This is a genomic window from Naumannella huperziae (assembly GCF_054073625.1).
Map to the genome: position 1 here is coordinate 825,652 of NZ_JBSXPH010000001.1, position 16,741 is coordinate 842,392.

Annotated in this window: 16 protein-coding genes; 12 read left to right on the plus strand and 4 right to left on the minus strand. The window is 71.8% G+C overall.

The genetic code is table 11. The annotated features are described in order from the left end of the window. Positions 1-43 precede the first annotated feature (43 nt). The 9 genes from ACXDC7_RS03880 to ACXDC7_RS03920 are packed head-to-tail and all read left to right on the plus strand — an operon-like array spanning position 44 to position 9,476. Entirely contained in the window at positions 44-1,045 is a 1,002-nt protein-coding gene (locus ACXDC7_RS03880) for a Gfo/Idh/MocA family protein (RefSeq protein WP_459221257.1), read from the plus strand. Next, positions 1,042-1,923 (plus strand): TIM barrel protein, encoded by an 882-nt coding sequence (locus ACXDC7_RS03885; protein ID WP_459221258.1) that lies wholly within the window; start codon positions 1,042-1,044, stop codon positions 1,921-1,923. Before ACXDC7_RS03880 ends, ACXDC7_RS03885 begins: the two co-directional genes overlap by 4 nt. Before the next feature lie 2 nt (positions 1,924-1,925). Beyond that, positions 1,926-2,876, plus strand: a complete 951-nt coding sequence (iolC, locus tag ACXDC7_RS03890; RefSeq protein WP_459221259.1) for a 5-dehydro-2-deoxygluconokinase — start codon at positions 1,926-1,928, stop codon at positions 2,874-2,876. Beyond that, positions 2,873-3,817, plus strand: a complete 945-nt coding sequence (locus ACXDC7_RS03895; protein ID WP_179444732.1) for a Cgl0159 family (beta/alpha)8-fold protein — start codon at positions 2,873-2,875, stop codon at positions 3,815-3,817. The genes iolC and ACXDC7_RS03895 overlap by 4 nt, the downstream gene beginning before the upstream one ends. Beyond that, complete coding sequence (gene iolB, locus ACXDC7_RS03900; protein WP_459221260.1) at positions 3,814-4,695, plus strand: 5-deoxy-glucuronate isomerase; 882 nt, start codon at positions 3,814-3,816, stop codon at positions 4,693-4,695. Before ACXDC7_RS03895 ends, iolB begins: the two co-directional genes overlap by 4 nt. Continuing rightward, positions 4,695-6,629 (plus strand): 3D-(3,5/4)-trihydroxycyclohexane-1,2-dione acylhydrolase (decyclizing), encoded by a 1,935-nt coding sequence (gene iolD, locus ACXDC7_RS03905; RefSeq protein ID WP_459221261.1) that lies wholly within the window; start codon positions 4,695-4,697, stop codon positions 6,627-6,629. Before iolB ends, iolD begins: the two co-directional genes overlap by 1 nt. Positions 6,630-6,643: 14 nt before the next feature. After that, complete coding sequence (locus ACXDC7_RS03910; protein WP_459221262.1) at positions 6,644-7,642, plus strand: sugar ABC transporter substrate-binding protein; 999 nt, start codon at positions 6,644-6,646, stop codon at positions 7,640-7,642. Further along, positions 7,642-8,673: an ABC transporter permease gene (locus ACXDC7_RS03915; RefSeq protein ID WP_459221263.1), complete on the plus strand. Its 1,032-nt coding sequence runs from the start codon at positions 7,642-7,644 to the stop codon at positions 8,671-8,673. The genes ACXDC7_RS03910 and ACXDC7_RS03915 overlap by 1 nt, the downstream gene beginning before the upstream one ends. Further along, entirely contained in the window at positions 8,670-9,476 is an 807-nt protein-coding gene (locus ACXDC7_RS03920) for an ATP-binding cassette domain-containing protein (protein ID WP_459221264.1), read from the plus strand. The genes ACXDC7_RS03915 and ACXDC7_RS03920 overlap by 4 nt, the downstream gene beginning before the upstream one ends. Before the next feature lie 15 nt (positions 9,477-9,491). Here the strand turns inward: ACXDC7_RS03920 and ACXDC7_RS03925 are convergent, their stop codons facing one another. Beyond that, on the minus strand, positions 9,492-10,217 hold the full coding sequence (locus ACXDC7_RS03925) for an NUDIX hydrolase (protein ID WP_459221265.1): 726 nt from the start codon (positions 10,215-10,217) through the stop codon (positions 9,492-9,494). Positions 10,218-10,283: 66 nt separating this feature from the next. Between ACXDC7_RS03925 and nadA the strand changes: the two genes are divergently transcribed. The 3 genes from nadA to nadC are packed head-to-tail and all read left to right on the plus strand — an operon-like array spanning position 10,284 to position 13,731. Then, positions 10,284-11,285, plus strand: coding sequence for a quinolinate synthase NadA (gene nadA, locus ACXDC7_RS03930; protein WP_459221266.1), 1,002 nt, complete (start codon positions 10,284-10,286; stop codon positions 11,283-11,285). Continuing rightward, positions 11,282-12,847 (plus strand): L-aspartate oxidase, encoded by a 1,566-nt coding sequence (gene nadB / locus ACXDC7_RS03935; RefSeq protein WP_459221267.1) that lies wholly within the window; start codon positions 11,282-11,284, stop codon positions 12,845-12,847. The genes nadA and nadB overlap by 4 nt, the downstream gene beginning before the upstream one ends. After that, positions 12,844-13,731 (plus strand): carboxylating nicotinate-nucleotide diphosphorylase, encoded by an 888-nt coding sequence (gene nadC / locus ACXDC7_RS03940; RefSeq protein WP_459221268.1) that lies wholly within the window; start codon positions 12,844-12,846, stop codon positions 13,729-13,731. The genes nadB and nadC overlap by 4 nt, the downstream gene beginning before the upstream one ends. A gap of 60 nt (positions 13,732-13,791) precedes the next feature. Here nadC and ppgK read toward each other — a convergent pair whose 3' ends face one another. Genes ppgK through ACXDC7_RS03955 form a run of 3 tightly spaced genes read right to left on the minus strand, consistent with a single transcriptional unit; the run spans position 13,792 to position 16,529 of the window. Next, positions 13,792-14,607, minus strand: a complete 816-nt coding sequence (ppgK, locus tag ACXDC7_RS03945) for a polyphosphate--glucose phosphotransferase (protein ID WP_459221269.1) — start codon at positions 14,605-14,607, stop codon at positions 13,792-13,794. A gap of 9 nt (positions 14,608-14,616) precedes the next feature. Continuing rightward, positions 14,617-16,038: a PH domain-containing protein gene (locus ACXDC7_RS03950; RefSeq protein WP_179444722.1), complete on the minus strand. Its 1,422-nt coding sequence runs from the start codon at positions 16,036-16,038 to the stop codon at positions 14,617-14,619. Further along, positions 16,035-16,529, minus strand: coding sequence for a PH domain-containing protein (locus ACXDC7_RS03955; RefSeq protein ID WP_179444721.1), 495 nt, complete (start codon positions 16,527-16,529; stop codon positions 16,035-16,037). The genes ACXDC7_RS03950 and ACXDC7_RS03955 overlap by 4 nt, the downstream gene beginning before the upstream one ends. Between the last annotated feature and the right edge of the window lie 212 nt (positions 16,530-16,741).

Sequence of the window (16,741 nt, forward strand, 5' to 3'; positions counted from 1 at the left end):
CACGCTGGGAGCGAACCAGCGGCGACGTCGAGGAGGACAAGGCATGCGGATCGGGCTCGCCGGAGTGGGGCGGATCGGGGCGTTCCACGCCGAGACCCTGGCCGGCCTGGACTTCGTGGATGCGCTGGTGATCACCGATCCGCGCGCGGATGCCGCGAGCGCGCTCGCCGACCGGGTCGACGCGACGACCGCGGCCTCGGTGGACGAGCTGTTGGACCGGGTGGATGCCTTCGTGATCGCCGCAGCAACCCCGGTCCACGCCGAGCTGCTGCGCGCCGGCATCGCCGCCGGCATCCCGACCTTCTGCGAGAAGCCGGTGGCGGGCACGCTGGCCGAGACGAGCGAACTGGCCCGGCTCGCGGAGACGGCGACGGCACCGATCCAGGTCGGTTTCCAACGCCGCTTCGATGCCGGCTACCGCGCCGCGCGGGCGGCGGTCGCCGCCGGCGAGCTCGGCTTCGTGCACACCCTGCGCGCCAACACCCTCGACGAGCGGCCGCCGGACCGGTCGTATCTGCCCGGGTCGGGCGGCATCTTCCGGGACTGCTCGATCCACGACTTCGACATCATCCGGTTCGTCACGGGGCAGGAGTTCGTCTCGGCCTACGCCGTCGGCGCGAACCAGGGCGAGCCGTTCTTCGCCGAGGCCGGCGATGTGGACACCGGTGCGGCCGTGCTGACGTTGGAGAACGGGCCGCTGGTGCTGGCCTCTGCCGGCCGCTACAACGGTGCCGGGCACGATGTCCGGCTGGAGCTGCTCGGCGAGCGGGACAGCCTCGCCGTCGGGCTGGACGACACGCTCGCGCTGCGCAGCGCGGAGCCCGGGCGATCGGGCGACCCAGCCCGGGGCGTGGTGCACAGCTTCATGGAGCGGTTCGCCCCGGCGTATGTCGCCGAGCTGACCGAGTTCGCCGAGGTGGCCCGCGGCAACGCGCCGTCGCCGTGCACCCTGGCCGATGCGTTGCAGGCCTTCCGGGTCGCCGAGGCGTGCGCCCGATCGCTTGCCGAGGGCCGTCCGGTGGCGCTCGCGGAGGTGACCGGATGAGCACGGACACGATCAGCGGGCGCATCGCGGGGGCGCCGATCAGTTGGGGCGTCTGCGAGGTGCCCGGCTGGGGCTGGCAGTACCGGCCGGAGCCGGTGCTCGAGCAGATGCGTGATCTTGGCCTGGCGGCGACCGAGTTCGGCCCGGACGGCTTCCTGCCCGAGGCGATGGCCGACAAGATCGAGCTGCTTGCCTCCTACGGGCTCGCCGCCGTCGGCCAGTTCGTCCCGGTGGTCCTGCACGATCCGCACCACGACCCGTTGCCGCAGGTACGCGAGGCGCTGGCTCCGCTCGCCGCCGCGGGTGCGTCAGTGGTGGTGATCGCGGCCGCCACCGGCGCCGACGGCTACGATGCGCGCCCCGAGCTGGACGATGCGCAGTGGACGGTACTGCTGCAACATCTCGACGCCATCGATCGCGAGGTACGCGCGGCCGGGCTGGTCGCCGCCCTGCATCCACATGTGGGCACCATGATCGAGAACGCGGCGGAGACCGAGCGCGTGCTGGCCGGCTCGACCATCGGGCTGTGCCTGGACACCGGTCACCTGATGATCGGGGGCGCCGATCCCGTCGCGATGGCGACGGCTCACCCGGAGCGAATCGAACACGTGCACCTCAAGGATGTCCGGGCCGAGCTGGTCGACCGGGTCCGCTCGGGCGAGCTGACCTACACCGAGGCGGTACGCCGCGGCATCTACGCGCCACTGGGACAGGGAGATGTCGATCTTGCGACCATCGTCAGGTCGCTCGAGGCCGCGGGCTATGCGGGCTGGTACGTGCTGGAGCAGGACACCGTGCTGCAGGCCGAACCCACCGGCGACGGACCCGTGCGCGATGTCGCCGCGAGCCTGCGCTTCCTGATCGGGATGGGAAACTGATCATGGATCTGCTCACCTTCGGCCGGATCGGCGTCGACATCTATCCCCTCCAGCACGGCGTCGGCCTGGCCGACGTGCAGACCTTCGGCAAGTACCTCGGCGGCACCGCCAGCAATGTCGCGGTGGCCGCGGCCCGGCACGGCCACAGCGCCGCGGTGATCACCGGCGTCGCCGACGATCCGTTCGGCGCCTATCTGCACCACGAGCTGCGCCGCCTGGGAGTGGACGACTCCTACGTGATCGACATCGCGGGCGGCCCGCCCACGCCGGTCACCTTCTGTGAGGTGTTCCCGCCCGACGACTTCCCGCTCTACTTCTATCGGTATCCGACGGCCCCGGATCTGCTGGTCCGGCCGGAGGATCTGCCGCTGCCCGCGATCGCCGACGCCACCGTGTTCTGGTCCACGGTCACCGGCCTGTCCCAGCAGCCGAGCCGCGACGCCCACTTCGCCGCCTGGCGGCACCGCGGGCCGGTGTCGGGGGACCGGCACACCGTGCTCGATCTCGACTGGCGGCCGATGTTCTGGACCGACCCCGCGCAGGCGTCGGCGGTGATCGCCGAGGCACTCCCGCTGGTCAGCGTCGCGGTCGGCAATCGCGAGGAGTGCGAGGTCGCGGTCGGCGAGACCGATCCGGATCGGGCCGCCGATGCGCTGCTCGACCGGGGGGTTCGGCTCGCCGTGGTCAAGCAGGGCCCGGCGGGGGTGCTGGCAGCCACCGCCGACGAACGGATCGAGGTTCCGCCGCTGCCCACCACGGTCGTCAACGGACTCGGCGCCGGCGACGGGTTCGGCGGCGCCCTGGTACACGGGCTGCTGGCCGGCTGGTCGCTGAGCCGCAGCATCGCCTTCGCCAATGCCGCGGGCGCGATCGTGGCCTCGCGGTTGGAATGCTCCACCGCCATGCCGGACAGTGCCGAGGTCGACGCGGCGATCGAGCGGGGGCGGGCATGAGTGCCGGTCAGTCCAGCCGGGCAGCGGGCCGGGTGGCCGAGCTGAGCGAGCTGCGGGCGCTGGACCCGGGCCGGGTCGCGGCGGCGTGGCGGGACCGGCGCCGGCCCGACGGACTGCCGGCCGACGGGCGGCTGATGATCATCGCGGCCGACCACCCGGCGCGCGGTGCGCTCGGGGTACGCGATCGCGCCGACGCGATGGCCGACCGCGGCGAGATGCTGGCCCGGCTGCTGGTCGCCCTGGATCGCCCGGGGGTGGACGGCGTCCTCGGCACCGCCGATGTGCTGGACGATCTGGTCCTGCTCGGTGCGCTGGAGGACAAGCACGTCTTCGGCTCGATGAATCGCGGCGGCCTGGCGGGATCGGTCTTCGAACTGGACGACCGGATCACCGGCTACCGGCCGGAACGGCTGGCCGAGCGTGGGATGCAGGGCGGCAAGATGCTGCTGCGGATCGATCCCGGCGATCCCGCGACGGTCGCCACCCTGGAGACCTGCGCGACCATGATCGACGGGCTCGCCGATCGGGGCCTGCTCGCCATGCTGGAGCCGTTCTGGGCGGCCCGGAGCGGCGGCCGACTGGCCAACCAGCTCGACCCGGAGTCGGTGATCAGATCGATTCATGTTGCCGCCGGCCTGGGATCGGCGAGCGAGCGTACCTGGCTGAAACTGCCCGTGGTGGACGAATGCGAGCAGGTGATGGCGGCGACCACGCTGCCCGTGTTGCTGCTCGGCGGCGACCCGACCGGGGCGCCCGCCGAGACCTATCGGCGGTGGGCACGCGCGCTCCGGCCGCCGCAGGTGCGAGGGCTGGTGATCGGTCGGTCGCTGCTCTATCCGCCCGATGGCGATGTGGCCGGCGCGGTGTCTCGTGCCGCCGCCCTGGTCCACGAACCGACGAACGAACCGACGAACGAACCGACACAAGGAGATCTTCGATGACCGGGCAGAGCCCCTGGGTCCTGCGCGCCGACCGGGGCGCCGGCGAGGTGACCGTCGACGCGACGATCCCCGGCTGGCGCCATACCGGGCTGCTGGTCCGCGAGGTCGCGGCCGGCGCGCGGCTCACGGAACGGTTCGCCGACCGCGAGGGCATCGTCGTGCCGCTGCGCGGCGGTGCCGCGGTCGAGGCGGGCGGCGAGCGCGTGGTGCTCGCCGGGCGGGAGTCGGTCTTCGCCGGGCCGACCGATGTGGCGTACCTCCCGCCGGACACCGAATGGTCGGTGATCAACGAGGGCGAGCGGCCGGTGCGGATCGCGGTGGCGTCCGCGGAGGTGACCGGCGACGGCGCGCCGGACCGGCTCGCGCGAATCGCCGCGGACGAGGTGCCGATCGAGGTCCGCGGCGCGGGCCGGGCGACCCGGCTGGTCCGCAATTTCGGTACGCCGGGCGTGCTCGACGCCGATTCGATCATCGCCTGCGAGGTGATCACCCCGGCCGGCAACTGGTCGTCCTGGCCCCCGCACAAGCACGACACCGAGCGACCGGGCGTCGAGACCCAGCTGGAGGAGATCTACTACTTCGAGCTGACCGGGCCCGCGGGCACCGAGCCGATCGGCTACCAGCGCGTCTACGGGACCGACGAGCGCCCGATCGACGTGCTGGCCGAGGTCCGCGGCGCCGATGTGGTGCTGGTGCCGCACGGCTGGCACGGTCCGGCGATGGCGCCCACGGGCTACGACATGTACTACCTGAACGTGATGGCCGGCCCCGGAGCCGAGCGGGCGTGGCTGATCTGCGACGACCCGGCGCACGCCTGGGTCCGGGACGACTGGGCCGGCCAGGCCCCCGATCCGCGGCTCACCGGCGGGCGGTCCTGATGCCCACCCTGACCACGGCCCAGGCGCTGATCACGTTCCTCTCCCGTCAGTACGTGGAGCGCGACGGCGAGCGCTCGCGGTTCTTTGCCGGGGTGTTCGGGATCTTCGGGCACGGGAATGTCGCGGGCGTCGGCCAGGCGCTGCTGCAGGCCGAACTCGCCGCCACCGAGGACGGCGTACCCCCGACGTTGCCGTACGTGCTGGCCCGCAACGAGCAGGCGATGGTGCACGCGGCCGTGGCATACGCCCGACACCGCGACCGGACCGCCGCGTGGGCGTGCACGGCGAGCGTCGGTCCGGGCTCGACCAACATGCTGACCGGCGCGGCGCTGGCCACGATCAACCGGCTGCCCGTGCTGTTGCTGCCGTCGAGCACCTTCGCCGGGCGGGCCGCCTCCCCGCTGCTGCAGGAGCTGGAGGATTCCCGCGCCGGTGATGTCACGGTGAACGATGCCTTCCGCCCGCTGTCGCGCTACTACGACAACCTGACCCGGCCCGAGCAGTTGATCCCGGCCGCGCTGCAGGCGATGCGGGTGCTGACCGATCCGGCCGAGACGGGGGCGGTCACGCTGTCGCTTCCCCAGGACGTCCAGGCCGAGGCATACGACTGGCCGGAGGAGTTCCTCGCCGAGCGGACCTGGCGGATCGAGCGGGCGCCGGCCGACCCCGCCGCCCTCGCCGAAGCCGCGGAATTGATCAAGGCCGCATCCGCGCCGCTGATCATCGCCGGCGGGGGAGTGCACTACTCGGGCGCGGAGGACGAGTTGGCGGAGTTCGCGGCCGCCACCGGCATCCCGGTGGCCGAGACCCAGGCCGGCAAGGGATCGTTGCTGCACGGCGATCCGCGCCTGATGGGGGCCGTCGGCGCCACCGGCACCACCGCCGCCAACGCCCTCGCTCGCGACGCCGATCTGGTGATCGGCATCGGCACGCGGTGGAGCGATTTCAGCACCGCGTCGAGGACCCTGTTCGCCAACCCGGACGTGCGATTCGTCAACCTCAACGTGGCCGCACCCGATGCCGCCAAGCAAGCCGGGCTGGCGGTGCGCGGGGACGCGCGCGAGGCGATCCGGGCGCTGCGCGAACGGCTCGCCGGTGTGGGTGTCGATGAGGCCCATCTGCGGCGCCAGGACGAGTTGCGCGCGGCCTGGGACGCGACGGTGGACGCCGCGTACGCCGCGCCCGCCGCGACCGACGGCCGGATGGTGCAGTCGGCGGTGCTCGGGATCGTCAACGAGTACAGCGATCCCGGCGATACCGTGGTCTGCGCGGCCGGTTCGATGCCGGGCGACCTGCACAAGCTGTGGCGGGTGCGTGACCGGCACGGGTATCACGTGGAGTACGGCTACTCGTGCATGGGCTATGAGGTGCCGGGCGGCCTCGGCATCGCGCTCGCCGACCCGGACCGCGACGTCTTCGCCATGGTCGGCGACGGATCCTGGCTGATGATGTCGGCCGAGCTGGCCACGGCCGTGCAGGAGCGGGTCAAGATCATCGTCGTGCTGGTGCAGAACCATGGCTTCGGCTCGATCGGCGCGCTGTCGGAATCGCTCGGCTCGCAGCGATTCGGCACCAGCTATCGGCGCCGCGGCGAGACCGGGCGGCTGGATGCGGAGCCCGTCGGTGTCGACCTTGCCGCCAATGCGGCCTCGCTCGGCGCCACCGTGATCACCGCCGGCGACCGCGAGGAGCTGATCAACGCGATCGCGCAGGCGAAGGCCGCGCCGCCCGACCGGCCGGTGGTGATCACCGTCGAGACCGACCCGACCGTCCCGGCGCCGGACTCGGCGGCCTGGTGGGACGTGCCGGTCAGCGAGGTCGCCGAGCTGGCGAGCACGCGCGAGGCGTACCAGAACTACCGCAAGGAAAAGGAGAACCAGCGCCCGCTGGTCGCTCCACCCGACTGGGACCGATCCCCGAACCCGGGGAGCTGAGGAAGGACAGGCTGATGGGAACAAAGCACAATGTGGTGCGGCGTCTCGCGGTGGCGGTGGTCGCCGCCGGTGTGGGGCTGGGCATGGCGGCATGCAGTTCCGGCGGAGGGCGCGAGGAGCCCGCTCCCGGAGGTGGGGGCGGCCAGGCGAACACCCCGACGATGACGGTGGCCTTCATCTCCCACGGCGCTCCCGGCGATACCTTCTGGGACCTGGTCCGCAAGGGCGCCGAGGACGCCGCGGCCAAGGACAACATCCAGCTCGAGTACTCCTCCGATCCCGACGGGGCCAACCAGGCCAACCTCGTCCAGACCGCGATCGACCGCAAGGTCGACGGGATCGCCGTCACCTTGGCCAAGCCGGAGGCGATGCAGGCCAATGTCAAGGCGGCAGCCGCGGCGGGCATCCCGGTCACCGGGCTGAACAGCGGCATGGACACCTGGCAGGACTTCGGGATGGTCGGCTTCTTCGGCCAGGACGAGACCGTCGCCGGCGAGGCCGCCGGGCAACGGATGAAGGCCGACGGCGCGAAGAAGGCCGTCTGCGTCATCCACGAACAGGGCAATGTCGGCCTGGAGTCGCGCTGCGACGGTGCCGCCAAGGCCTTCGGCCCGATGGAGAAGCTCTACGTCACCGGCACCGACATGCCGGGCGTCCAGGCCGCGATCACCTCCAAGCTGCAACAGGACGCGTCGATCGACACGGTGCTCACCCTGGGTGCGCCGTTCGCGCTGACCGCGGCGAAGTCGGTCGGCGAGGCGAACCGCGAGGCCAAGGTGGCGACCTTCGACACCAATGCCGAACTGGTGGACGCGATCAAGAACGGCGAGGTCGCCTGGGCGGTCGACCAGCAGCCCTACCTGCAGGGTTACCTGGCCGTCGACGCGCTGTGGCTGTACAAGACCAATGGCAACACCATCGGCGGCGGCGAGGCGACCTTCACCGGGCCCGCCTTCGTTGACCAGAGCAATGTGGACGCGGTCGCCGAGTTCGCCAAGGCTGGCAAGCGCTGATGTCCGCCGCGGCCCTGGTCGAGGATCGCGTCCGGCGGCGCAGCCCGCTGGTCGTGCTGCTCGGCCGCCCCGAGATCGGCGCGCTGATCGGCGCCTGCGTGATCTTTGCGCTGTTCATGCTGGTGGCGCCACCGTTCCGCAACGTTGCCAATGTCGGAACGATCTTGTACGGGGCGTCGACGATCGGGATCATGGCGGTGCCCGTCGCACTGCTGATGATCGGCGGGGAGTTCGATCTGTCGACCGGGGTCGCGATCACCTCTTCGGGCCTGACCGCGGCGCTGTTCGCCTGGTACTTCGGGTTGAACGTATGGGCCGGCGTGCTGCTCGCCCTGGTGTTGTCGTTGGCCGTCGGGGCGTTCAACGCCTGGCTGTTGCTGAAGACCGGTCTGCCGAGCTTCCTGGTCACGCTCGGCACCTTCTTCATTCTGCAGGGGGTCAACCTCGGCGTCACCCGCGCCGTGGGCGGTTCGGTCGCGTCGCCGCGGATCAGCGACATGGACGGGTACGCCTCGGCGCAGGCGATCTTCGGCTCCGAGATCGCCATCGGGCCGGTCACGCTCAAGATCACGGCGCTCTACTGGTTGTTGCTGACGATCGTGGCGACGTGGGTGCTGTTGCGTACCCGCGCCGGCAACTGGATCTTCGCCTCCGGCGGGGATGCGGCCGCGGCGCGCGCGGTTGGCGTACCCGTGCAGCGGACGAAGATCGGTCTCTACCTGTTCGTCGGGTTCTGCGCGTGGTTGTCCGGAATGCATCTGTTGTTCGGCTACGGCACGGTGCAATCGGGCGAGGGCATCGGCAAGGAGTTCATCTTCATCATCGCGGCGGTGATCGGTGGTTGCCTGCTGACCGGCGGCTACGGGTCGGTGATCGGCGCATCGATCGGCGCGCTGATCTTCGGCATGACGCAGCTCGGGATCAACTATGCGGGCTGGAATCCCGACTGGTTCCGTGCCTTCCTCGGCGCGATGCTGCTGCTCGCGACGATCGTCAATCTGGCCGTCAAGCGGCGGGCGGAGGCGCGATGAGCACCGACGAGACCACCGCCGGGCAGCACCCGACCTCGGCGATCGTGGAGCTGAGCGGGATCGGCAAGCGGTACGGCAATGTCGCGGCGCTGCAGGGCATCGACCTGGCGGTACGCCAGGGTGAGGTGACCTGCGTGCTGGGCGACAACGGCGCCGGCAAGTCGACGCTGATCAAGATCATGGCCGGCCTGCACGACTACGACGAGGGCGAGATGCGGGTCAACGGCGAGGTGACCCACTTCGCGTCGCCGCGCGAGGCGCAGGGGGCGGGGATCGCCACCGTCTACCAGGACCTGGCGTTGGAGCCGCTGATGTCGGTCTGGCGGAACTTCTTCCTCGGCCAGGAGCTGGTCACCGGGCCCCTGCGCCGCCTCGACATCGCCGAGATGAAGCGGATCTGCGGCGAGGAGCTGGCCCGGATGGGAATCGAGCTGCCCGATCTGGACCGTCCCGCCGGGCGGCTGTCGGGCGGCCAGCGGCAGGTGGTGGCGATCGCCCGCGCGGTCTACTTCGGCGCCAAGGTGATCATCCTGGACGAGCCGACCGCGGCGCTGGGCGTGAAGCAGTCCGGGGTGGTGCTGCGCTACATCACCAGGGCGCGGGATGCGGGGCTCGGCGTCGTCTTCATCACCCACAACCCGCACCACGCGTACCTCGTCGGCGGGCAGTTCGTGATCCTCAAGCTGGGTCGGCTCGCGCTGAACGCCCCGCGTGATCAACTCAGCCTGGACACCCTGACCGCGGAGATGGCCGGAGGCGACGAGCTCACCGAGCTGAGCCACGAGCTGGGCGCCGATCGCTGAGTTTGCGCCGGTCGGTCAGGGTCGGAGGGCGGCGAACGGGTCGGTGATCTGCAGCTCGCGGCGGGTGAACCGGAACAGCCGGGCCGGCCGGCCGCCGGCCGCGGACGCGGCGGCGGTACGCCCGGTCGCCTCGAGCTGGCCACGACGCTCCAGCACGCGCTGCAGGTTGGTCGCCGACACGTCGTGGCCGAGCGCGGCGCGATAGATCTCGCGCAGCCCGCTGATCGTGAACTCGTCGGGCGCCAGGGCAAAGCCGAGGTTGGCATACGACAGCTTCGAGCGCAGCCGGTCGCGCGCCGACGTGATCACCGATTCATGATCGAATGCCATCGCGGGCAGCTCGGCGAGATCGAGCCAGGCCGCGTTGGGCGGCAGTACCGGGTCGGCGGTCACCGGCACCAGGCCGAGGTAGGCGGTGGCGATCGTCCGGTCGAACGGGTCGCGCCCTGGTTCGCTGCGGGTCTCCAGTTGTTCCAGGTGGGCGATCTCGCGCAGCTCGACCTTCGCCGCGAGGTGCCGGGCGACCGCCGCGCCGATCGTCTCCTCGGCGCCCACCGGGCCGCTTGGCACGGACCACGCGCCGGCGTACGGATCGCGCGAGCGCTGCCAGCCGAGCACCGTCAGCGCCGGCCCGCGCGCGGTCTCGCTGACCCGAAACACCGCGGCCAGCGCCTCGTGCCGAAACCGCGGCACGGCGGGCTCGGGGCCGGCGCTGGCGGGGGGTGGGCTGGAGGACGGCACGACGGCATGCTAGCTTCGACGCAGTTTACGACTGACAGTCGAAAACCTGGCGAGAAGGAGCACGAGATGACCACGACGGTGCAGCACCCCGCGGCGACGGGCGACCCGGGGCCCGACTGGTTCGCGCAGGTACGCCGGCTCGCCGCCGAGCGGGATGCGGTGATCCTCGCGCACAACTACCAGCTGCCGGCGATCCAGGACGTCGCCGATCACGTCGGCGACTCGCTCGCGCTGTCGCGGCTGGCCGCCGAGTCCGATGCGGGCACGATCGTCTTCGCCGGCGTGCACTTCATGGCGGAGACGGCGAAGATCCTGTCCCCGGACAAGACGGTGATCATTCCCGACGCCCGCGCCGGCTGCTCGCTCGCGGACACGATCGACGCCGACCAGCTTCGGGCCTGGAAGGCGGAGCGCCCCGGCGCCGCGGTCGTCGCCTATGTCAACACCACCGCGGAGGTGAAGGCGGAGTCCGACATCTGCTGCACCTCGTCCAATGCGGTCGAGGTGGTGCGCTCGATCCCGGCCGACCGTGAGGTGCTGTTCCTGCCCGACATGTTCCTCGGCGCGCACGTGCGCCGGCTGACGGGTCGAGACAACCTGCACACCTGGCTCGGCGAGTGCCACGTGCACGCCGACATCTCGCCGGACGACCTGGTCGCGGCGGTACGCGCGGACGCCGATGCCGAGCTGTACGTCCACCCCGAGTGCGGCTGCTCGACCTCCGCGCTGTGGATGACCTCCTCGGGCGAGCTCGCGCCGGAGCGTACCCACGTGCTGTCGACCGGCGGGATGCTGGACGCGGCGCGTACCTCCACCGCGCGCAAGGTGCTGGTGGCGACGGAGGTCGGCATGTTGCACCAGTTGCGCAAGGCCAACGCGGGCACCGACTTCCAGCCGGTGAACCCCCAGGCGAGCTGCCGCTATATGAAGATGATCACGCCGGAGAAGTTGATCAACGCGCTGCGTACCGGTCGCGACGAGGTACGCGTGGCGCCTGAGGTCGCCGAGCGTGCCCGCGATGCGGTGCGCAAGATGATCGCCATCGGCAACCCCGGGAGCGGGGAATGAGCGCCGATCGGCGCCCGGTGATCATCATCGGTGCCGGGGCGGGCGGGCTGGCGGCGGCGCTGCGGCTGACCGAGGCCGGCGTACCGGCCATGATCGTCGTCAAGGGCGCGCTCGGCGACGGCTCGACCGCGTGGGCGCAGGGCGGCCTGGCCGCGGTCAGCGACCCGGCCGACAGCCTGGCCGCGCACGCCGCCGACACCATCGCCGCCGGGGCCGGCCTGTGCGATCCGGACGCGGTCGCCGCACTGGTCGCCGCCGCGCCCGCCGCGATCGACCGGCTGGCCGCGCTCGGCGCCCGCTTCGACGCCGGGCCGCGCGGCTACGCGCTCGGGCTGGAGGGCGGCCACGGCGCGCGGCGGATCGTGCACGCGGGCGGCGATGCCAGCGGCGCCGAGGTCGCCGCGACCCTGGCCGCGGCCGCCCGGCGCGCCGTCGATCGCGGGGCGCTGGAAGTCCGCGTCGCGATGGTCACCGACCTGTTGCGCGACCGGGCGGGTGCCGTCGCGGGCGTGCGTACGCTGGACCGTCGCGGGCGCCGGGAGGTCCTCGCCGCGCGGGCGGTGGTGCTGGCCACGGGCGGGATCGGCCGGGTCTACGCTGCCTCGACCAATCCCGACACCGCGACCGGCGACGGCCTCGCGCTGGCGGCCCGGGTGGGCGCGGTGATCAACGACGCCGAGTTCGTCCAGTTCCACCCGACCGGTCTGGCCGTGCCGGGCGAGCGGGTGGCGCTGATCTCGGAGGCGGTACGCGGTGAGGGCGCGCGGCTGATCGGTGTGGACGGCCGTTCGATCACGGCCGGCGTACATCCGCTCGGTGATCTTGCCCCCCGGGACGTGGTCGCGGCGGCGATCCATCGGGAGTTGATCAACAGCGGTGCCGATCACGTGCTGCTGGACGCGACCATGATCGACGGTTTCGACGAGCACTTCCCCGGCATCGCCGCGGCGTGCCGCGCCGCCGGGATCGACCCGGTCAGCGAGCCGATCCCCGTGCGGCCGGTCGAGCACTATCACTGCGGCGGGGTGCGGGCCGATCTTCGCGGCCGGACCGGCATACCGGGGCTGTACGCCGTCGGCGAGGTCGCCGGCACCGGCGTACACGGCGCGAACCGGCTGGCATCGAACTCGCTGACCGAGGCGCTGGTCGCCGGCGCCGCCGCCGGGCGACTGCTCGCCGCGGGCGTCCCGGCGCCCGGCGACCCGCTGGGCCCGCCGCCGACCGCGCTGCTCGACCCGGCCGCGCGGAGCGCGATCGGCGCAGCCATGTCGCGCGGCGCCGGGCTGCTGCGCGATGCCGACGGGCTGCGCAGCCTGGGCGGCGAGCTCGCCCGGATCGGCGCCCGGGCGACCGGGCGGATTAGCATCGCCACAGCCGAGGCCGCGAACCTGCACCTGGTCGCCCGGCTGATCGCCACGGCGGCGGCGAATCGGACCGAGTCCCGGGGGTGTCACCGCCGCGCCGATCACCCGGCGCCGGTGGAACGCTGGCAGCGGCACCAGTCGCTGGTGCTGGGCCCGGACGGGTCCTTCGCCGGCCCGAGCCGGGAGGTTGCCGCATGACCGCACAACTCGATCGGCCGCTCGGCGCGCCGGCCCCGCCGTCGGCCGAGGAGATCGCCCGCGTCGTGGAGTTGGCCGTCGCCGAGGACCTGGCGCTCGGGCCGGACGTGACCACCGCCGCCACCATCGCCGAGGACGCCGAGGGCGTCGCCGACGTGGTGGCCCGCTCGTGCGGGGTGCTCGCCGGAGTGGGGGTGGCGGCCGCCGCGTTCGCCGCGTGCGCCCGCGCGAGCGGTGGGACCGTGCGGGTCGAGGAGCTGCGATCCGACGGCGATCCGGTGGCGCCGGGGGAGACCGTGCTCGTCGTCAGCGGCTCACTGCGTACCATCCTGACCGCGGAGCGCACCGCCCTGAACCTGCTCGGTCAGCTCTCCGGCGTCGCCAGCCTGACCGCGCGCTGGGTGGAGGAGGCCGCCGCGCTCGGCGCGAGCGTCCGGGACACCCGCAAGACGGTGCCCGGTCTGCGCCCCCTGCAGAAGTACGCGGTGCGCTGTGGCGGCGGGCTGAATCACCGGATGGGCCTGGGCGATGCCGCGTTGATCAAGGACAACCACATCGCCGCGGCGGGCTCGGTGACCGCGGCGCTGGACGCCGTCCGCGCGGCCGCGCCCGAGCTGCCGATCGAGGTCGAGTGCGACACCCTCGACCAGGTCGACGAGGCGCTGGCCGCGGGGGCGCGGATGATCCTGCTGGACAACATGGCGGGCCGGCAGGTGGCGGAGGCGGTACGCCGGGCGCGCGCCGCCGGCGCCCGCACCGAGGCCTCCGGCGGGCTGCACCTGGGCGGTGCCTGCGAGCTGGCCGGCACCGGCGTGGACTACCTGGCCGTCGGCGAGCTCACCCACTCGGCGCCCGCTCTGGATGTGGGCCTCGACCTGCGCTGACCACCCGCATTTGGCAGGTGCGGTCGGCTGGTCGGTCCGGTCGCCGTGCAGCCGGGTCGATCAGTCGGCGGTGCCCGCGTGGGCGGGATCGGTGCCGGCGCGGGCCGCGGCCTGTTCGGGGTCGGCGGCGAGGTACGCCGCTCCGATGATCCCCGCCTTGTTCAGCAGCTTGGCCGGGATGATCGGGGCGTTGATCTTGAGAAGGGGCAAGAACTTGGCCGAGTCCTTCGACACGCCGCCGCCGACAACGAACAGATCGGGCCAGGTCAGGAACTCCAGCATCTCGTAGTAGCGCTGCAGCCGTGGCACCCATTCCTTGTAGCTCAGGCCCTCCTTGTCCTTGACCCCCGACGATGCCTTCGTCTCCGCGTCGTGGCCGTCGACCTCGATGTGGCCGAGCTCGGTGTTCGGTACCAGCACGCCCTTGTAGATCAGCGCGGTGCCGATGCCGGTGCCGAGCGTGGTCAACAACACCTTGCCCGGATTGCCGCGCGCCGCCCCGTACTGCACCTCGGCCAGGCCGGCGGCGTCGGCGTCGTTGACCAGCACCACCTCCCGGCCCAATGCCTCGGCGAAGATGTCACGGGCGTGGGCACCGATCCAGGACCTGTCGATGTTCGCGGCGCTCCGGGTGACGCCGTCGATCACCACCGCCGGGACGGTCACGCCAACGGGCCCGTCGGCGATCTGGTCGGCGAAATGCTGAACGATCTCCACCACGACCTTGGCGACATGCTTCGGGGTCGACTTCTTCGGGGTGTCGATGCGCAGCCGGTCGGCCGCGAATTCGCCGGTCGCGAGATCCACCGGAGCGCCCTTGATCCCGGAGCCGCCGATGTCGATGCCGAGGACCGGCCGTTGGGCTGGATTGCTCATGGATCGACCCTAGCGGCCGGGTCGTCGCACCGGGGCCGGCACGGCACCCAGGGGCCCCACTGCCGCCCGCGCCCGCTCCGAGCGCCCGAGCTGGCTGAGCGCGAAGGCCCGCGCATCACCGGGATCGATGTCGGCCGCGACGAAGGTGACCGGTCCGGGGGTCGTGTCGAGATGCACGCTGGCGACGCGCGCCAGCCGCTGCAGCGGCCCTTGCCCGATCCGCACCGACTGCACCTTGCCGTGCGGCACCACACTGGTCACGGTGTCGATCAGGCCGCGTCGCGCCACGGCGACCAGCGCGTCGTGGCCGAATCGGTAGGTCGGCAGCGCGATCGGATGCAGCCACCGGGCCCGACCGGGACTGCGCCACAGCGGGACGCGGGCGAGGTCCACCCCGGGCAGCACCGCGGCGAGCGCGATCGCCAGGTCGCGGGTATTGCCCACGGGCAGCAGGATCGAGCTGACCTGACTGGTCTCGCCGCCGGCGATGCCGAGCACGTCGATGTCCACCCGGTAGAGGCCGAGCGGCTTCCACAGCAGGTGTTGGGTGATGCGTACCCCCTGGATCCGGTCGACCGGCACGGACTGGCTGGTCAGGTTGGTCAGGCCGCGGGCGATCCGCAACCCTCGGCCCGTCCTCGCCAGGGTGTAGTTGAACTGGGTCAGCAACCGCGAACCGATCATGCGCAGGGTGCCGAGCACGATGGGGATCAGCGCTCCGAAGGAGAACACCCCCAGCCCGAGCCGGAAGAACACGACCACCGCGACGAGCGAGAGCGCCGCGGAGACCAGGAAGTCGGTCGAGGTGAGGAAGCCCAGCAGCAGCCGCTGCGGCGGGATGGTGACCAGTACCTGATCATCGGCGGACAGATCACGGAAAGCGTCGGCCTGGGTGCGGGCGTCGGAGTCGGCGACGCTGAGTTGTTCCCCGTGCGCGCGGCTGAGCAGGTAGTCGCGGATCCGGTACGCCTTGCGCCGCGACAGATAGCGCAGCGCGGTCTTGTCGCTGCCGGCGTCGATGCGCAGCTCGGCCAGCCCGAAGATCCGGGCGGCCAGCGGCTGCATGACATCGATCGACTGGATCCGTCGGAACGGAATCCTCTTCGACGTCTTGGTGAACAGACCGGTCTCGATCCGCAGCTCCTCGTCGTCGATCACGTACCGGGTGAACCACCAGGTCAGGAACGAGGCGAGCGCGGTGAGCAGCACCACGCCCAGTACGCCGAGGATCACCAGCAGCACGTTGGCGAGGATCAGGTCGATCAGGTCGAACTGGTTGCGCTGCAGATCGGGCACCAGGTCGCGGGCGATGGCGATCAGGATGACCAGCAGCACCACCCAGCCGCGGATCAGCGGGGAAAGCGGGTGGGGGCGCTCGGCGCGCTTCTCCAGCGCGGGCGGGTGGGTGAGGTCGCCGGGCCGCTCGCTCACAGCCCGGAGTCCCCGGTCTCGGCTCGCCGGGTGAGCCGGTCGCGGAGCTGGGCCGCCCGGTCGGGGGTCAGTCCGGGGATCGTGGCGTCGGTCGCGGCGCTGGCGGTGACCAGCTTCACGGTGGCGAGGCCGAAGGCGCGCTCGATCGGCCCGGATTCGACCTCGACGACCTGCATCCGCGCGTACGGCACGGCGGTCAGGTTGCGAAACATCACCCCGCGGGTGAGGTAGAGGTCGTCGGCGAGTTCGGCGTAGCCCCAGGACCGATAGAGCGCACCGATCCGGATCAGCCGCCAGATCAGGACCGCGACCCCGAGCACGATGATCGGGATCGCCCACTGTCGACCGAGCGTCGGCCAGGCGACCGCGGCCGGTACGCCGAACAGCACGAGATAGCTGAACACCGCGCTGATGCGGCGCACGGTACGCCACGCCGGCGCGAGCGGTTGCCAGGCGACGTCGGGCGGGGCGAAGAGCTGCTCGGGGGTCACGAGACCAGTATCTCGTTGTGGTCTCGGTGTGCCGCGCGGGATGGAAGTTACTGCTGAGTTGGGATAGCGTTCCGCCCGGGTGACGGCCGGCGTGCGTTGTCGGGTCTGTTACCAGTGTGATAGACCACAACTGTCGTCCGTGCTCGCGGACGTTCGGTAGGTCGGGGTGCTGGACAGATTACGAGCAGGGGAGAGTGTTCATGCCGGATCGC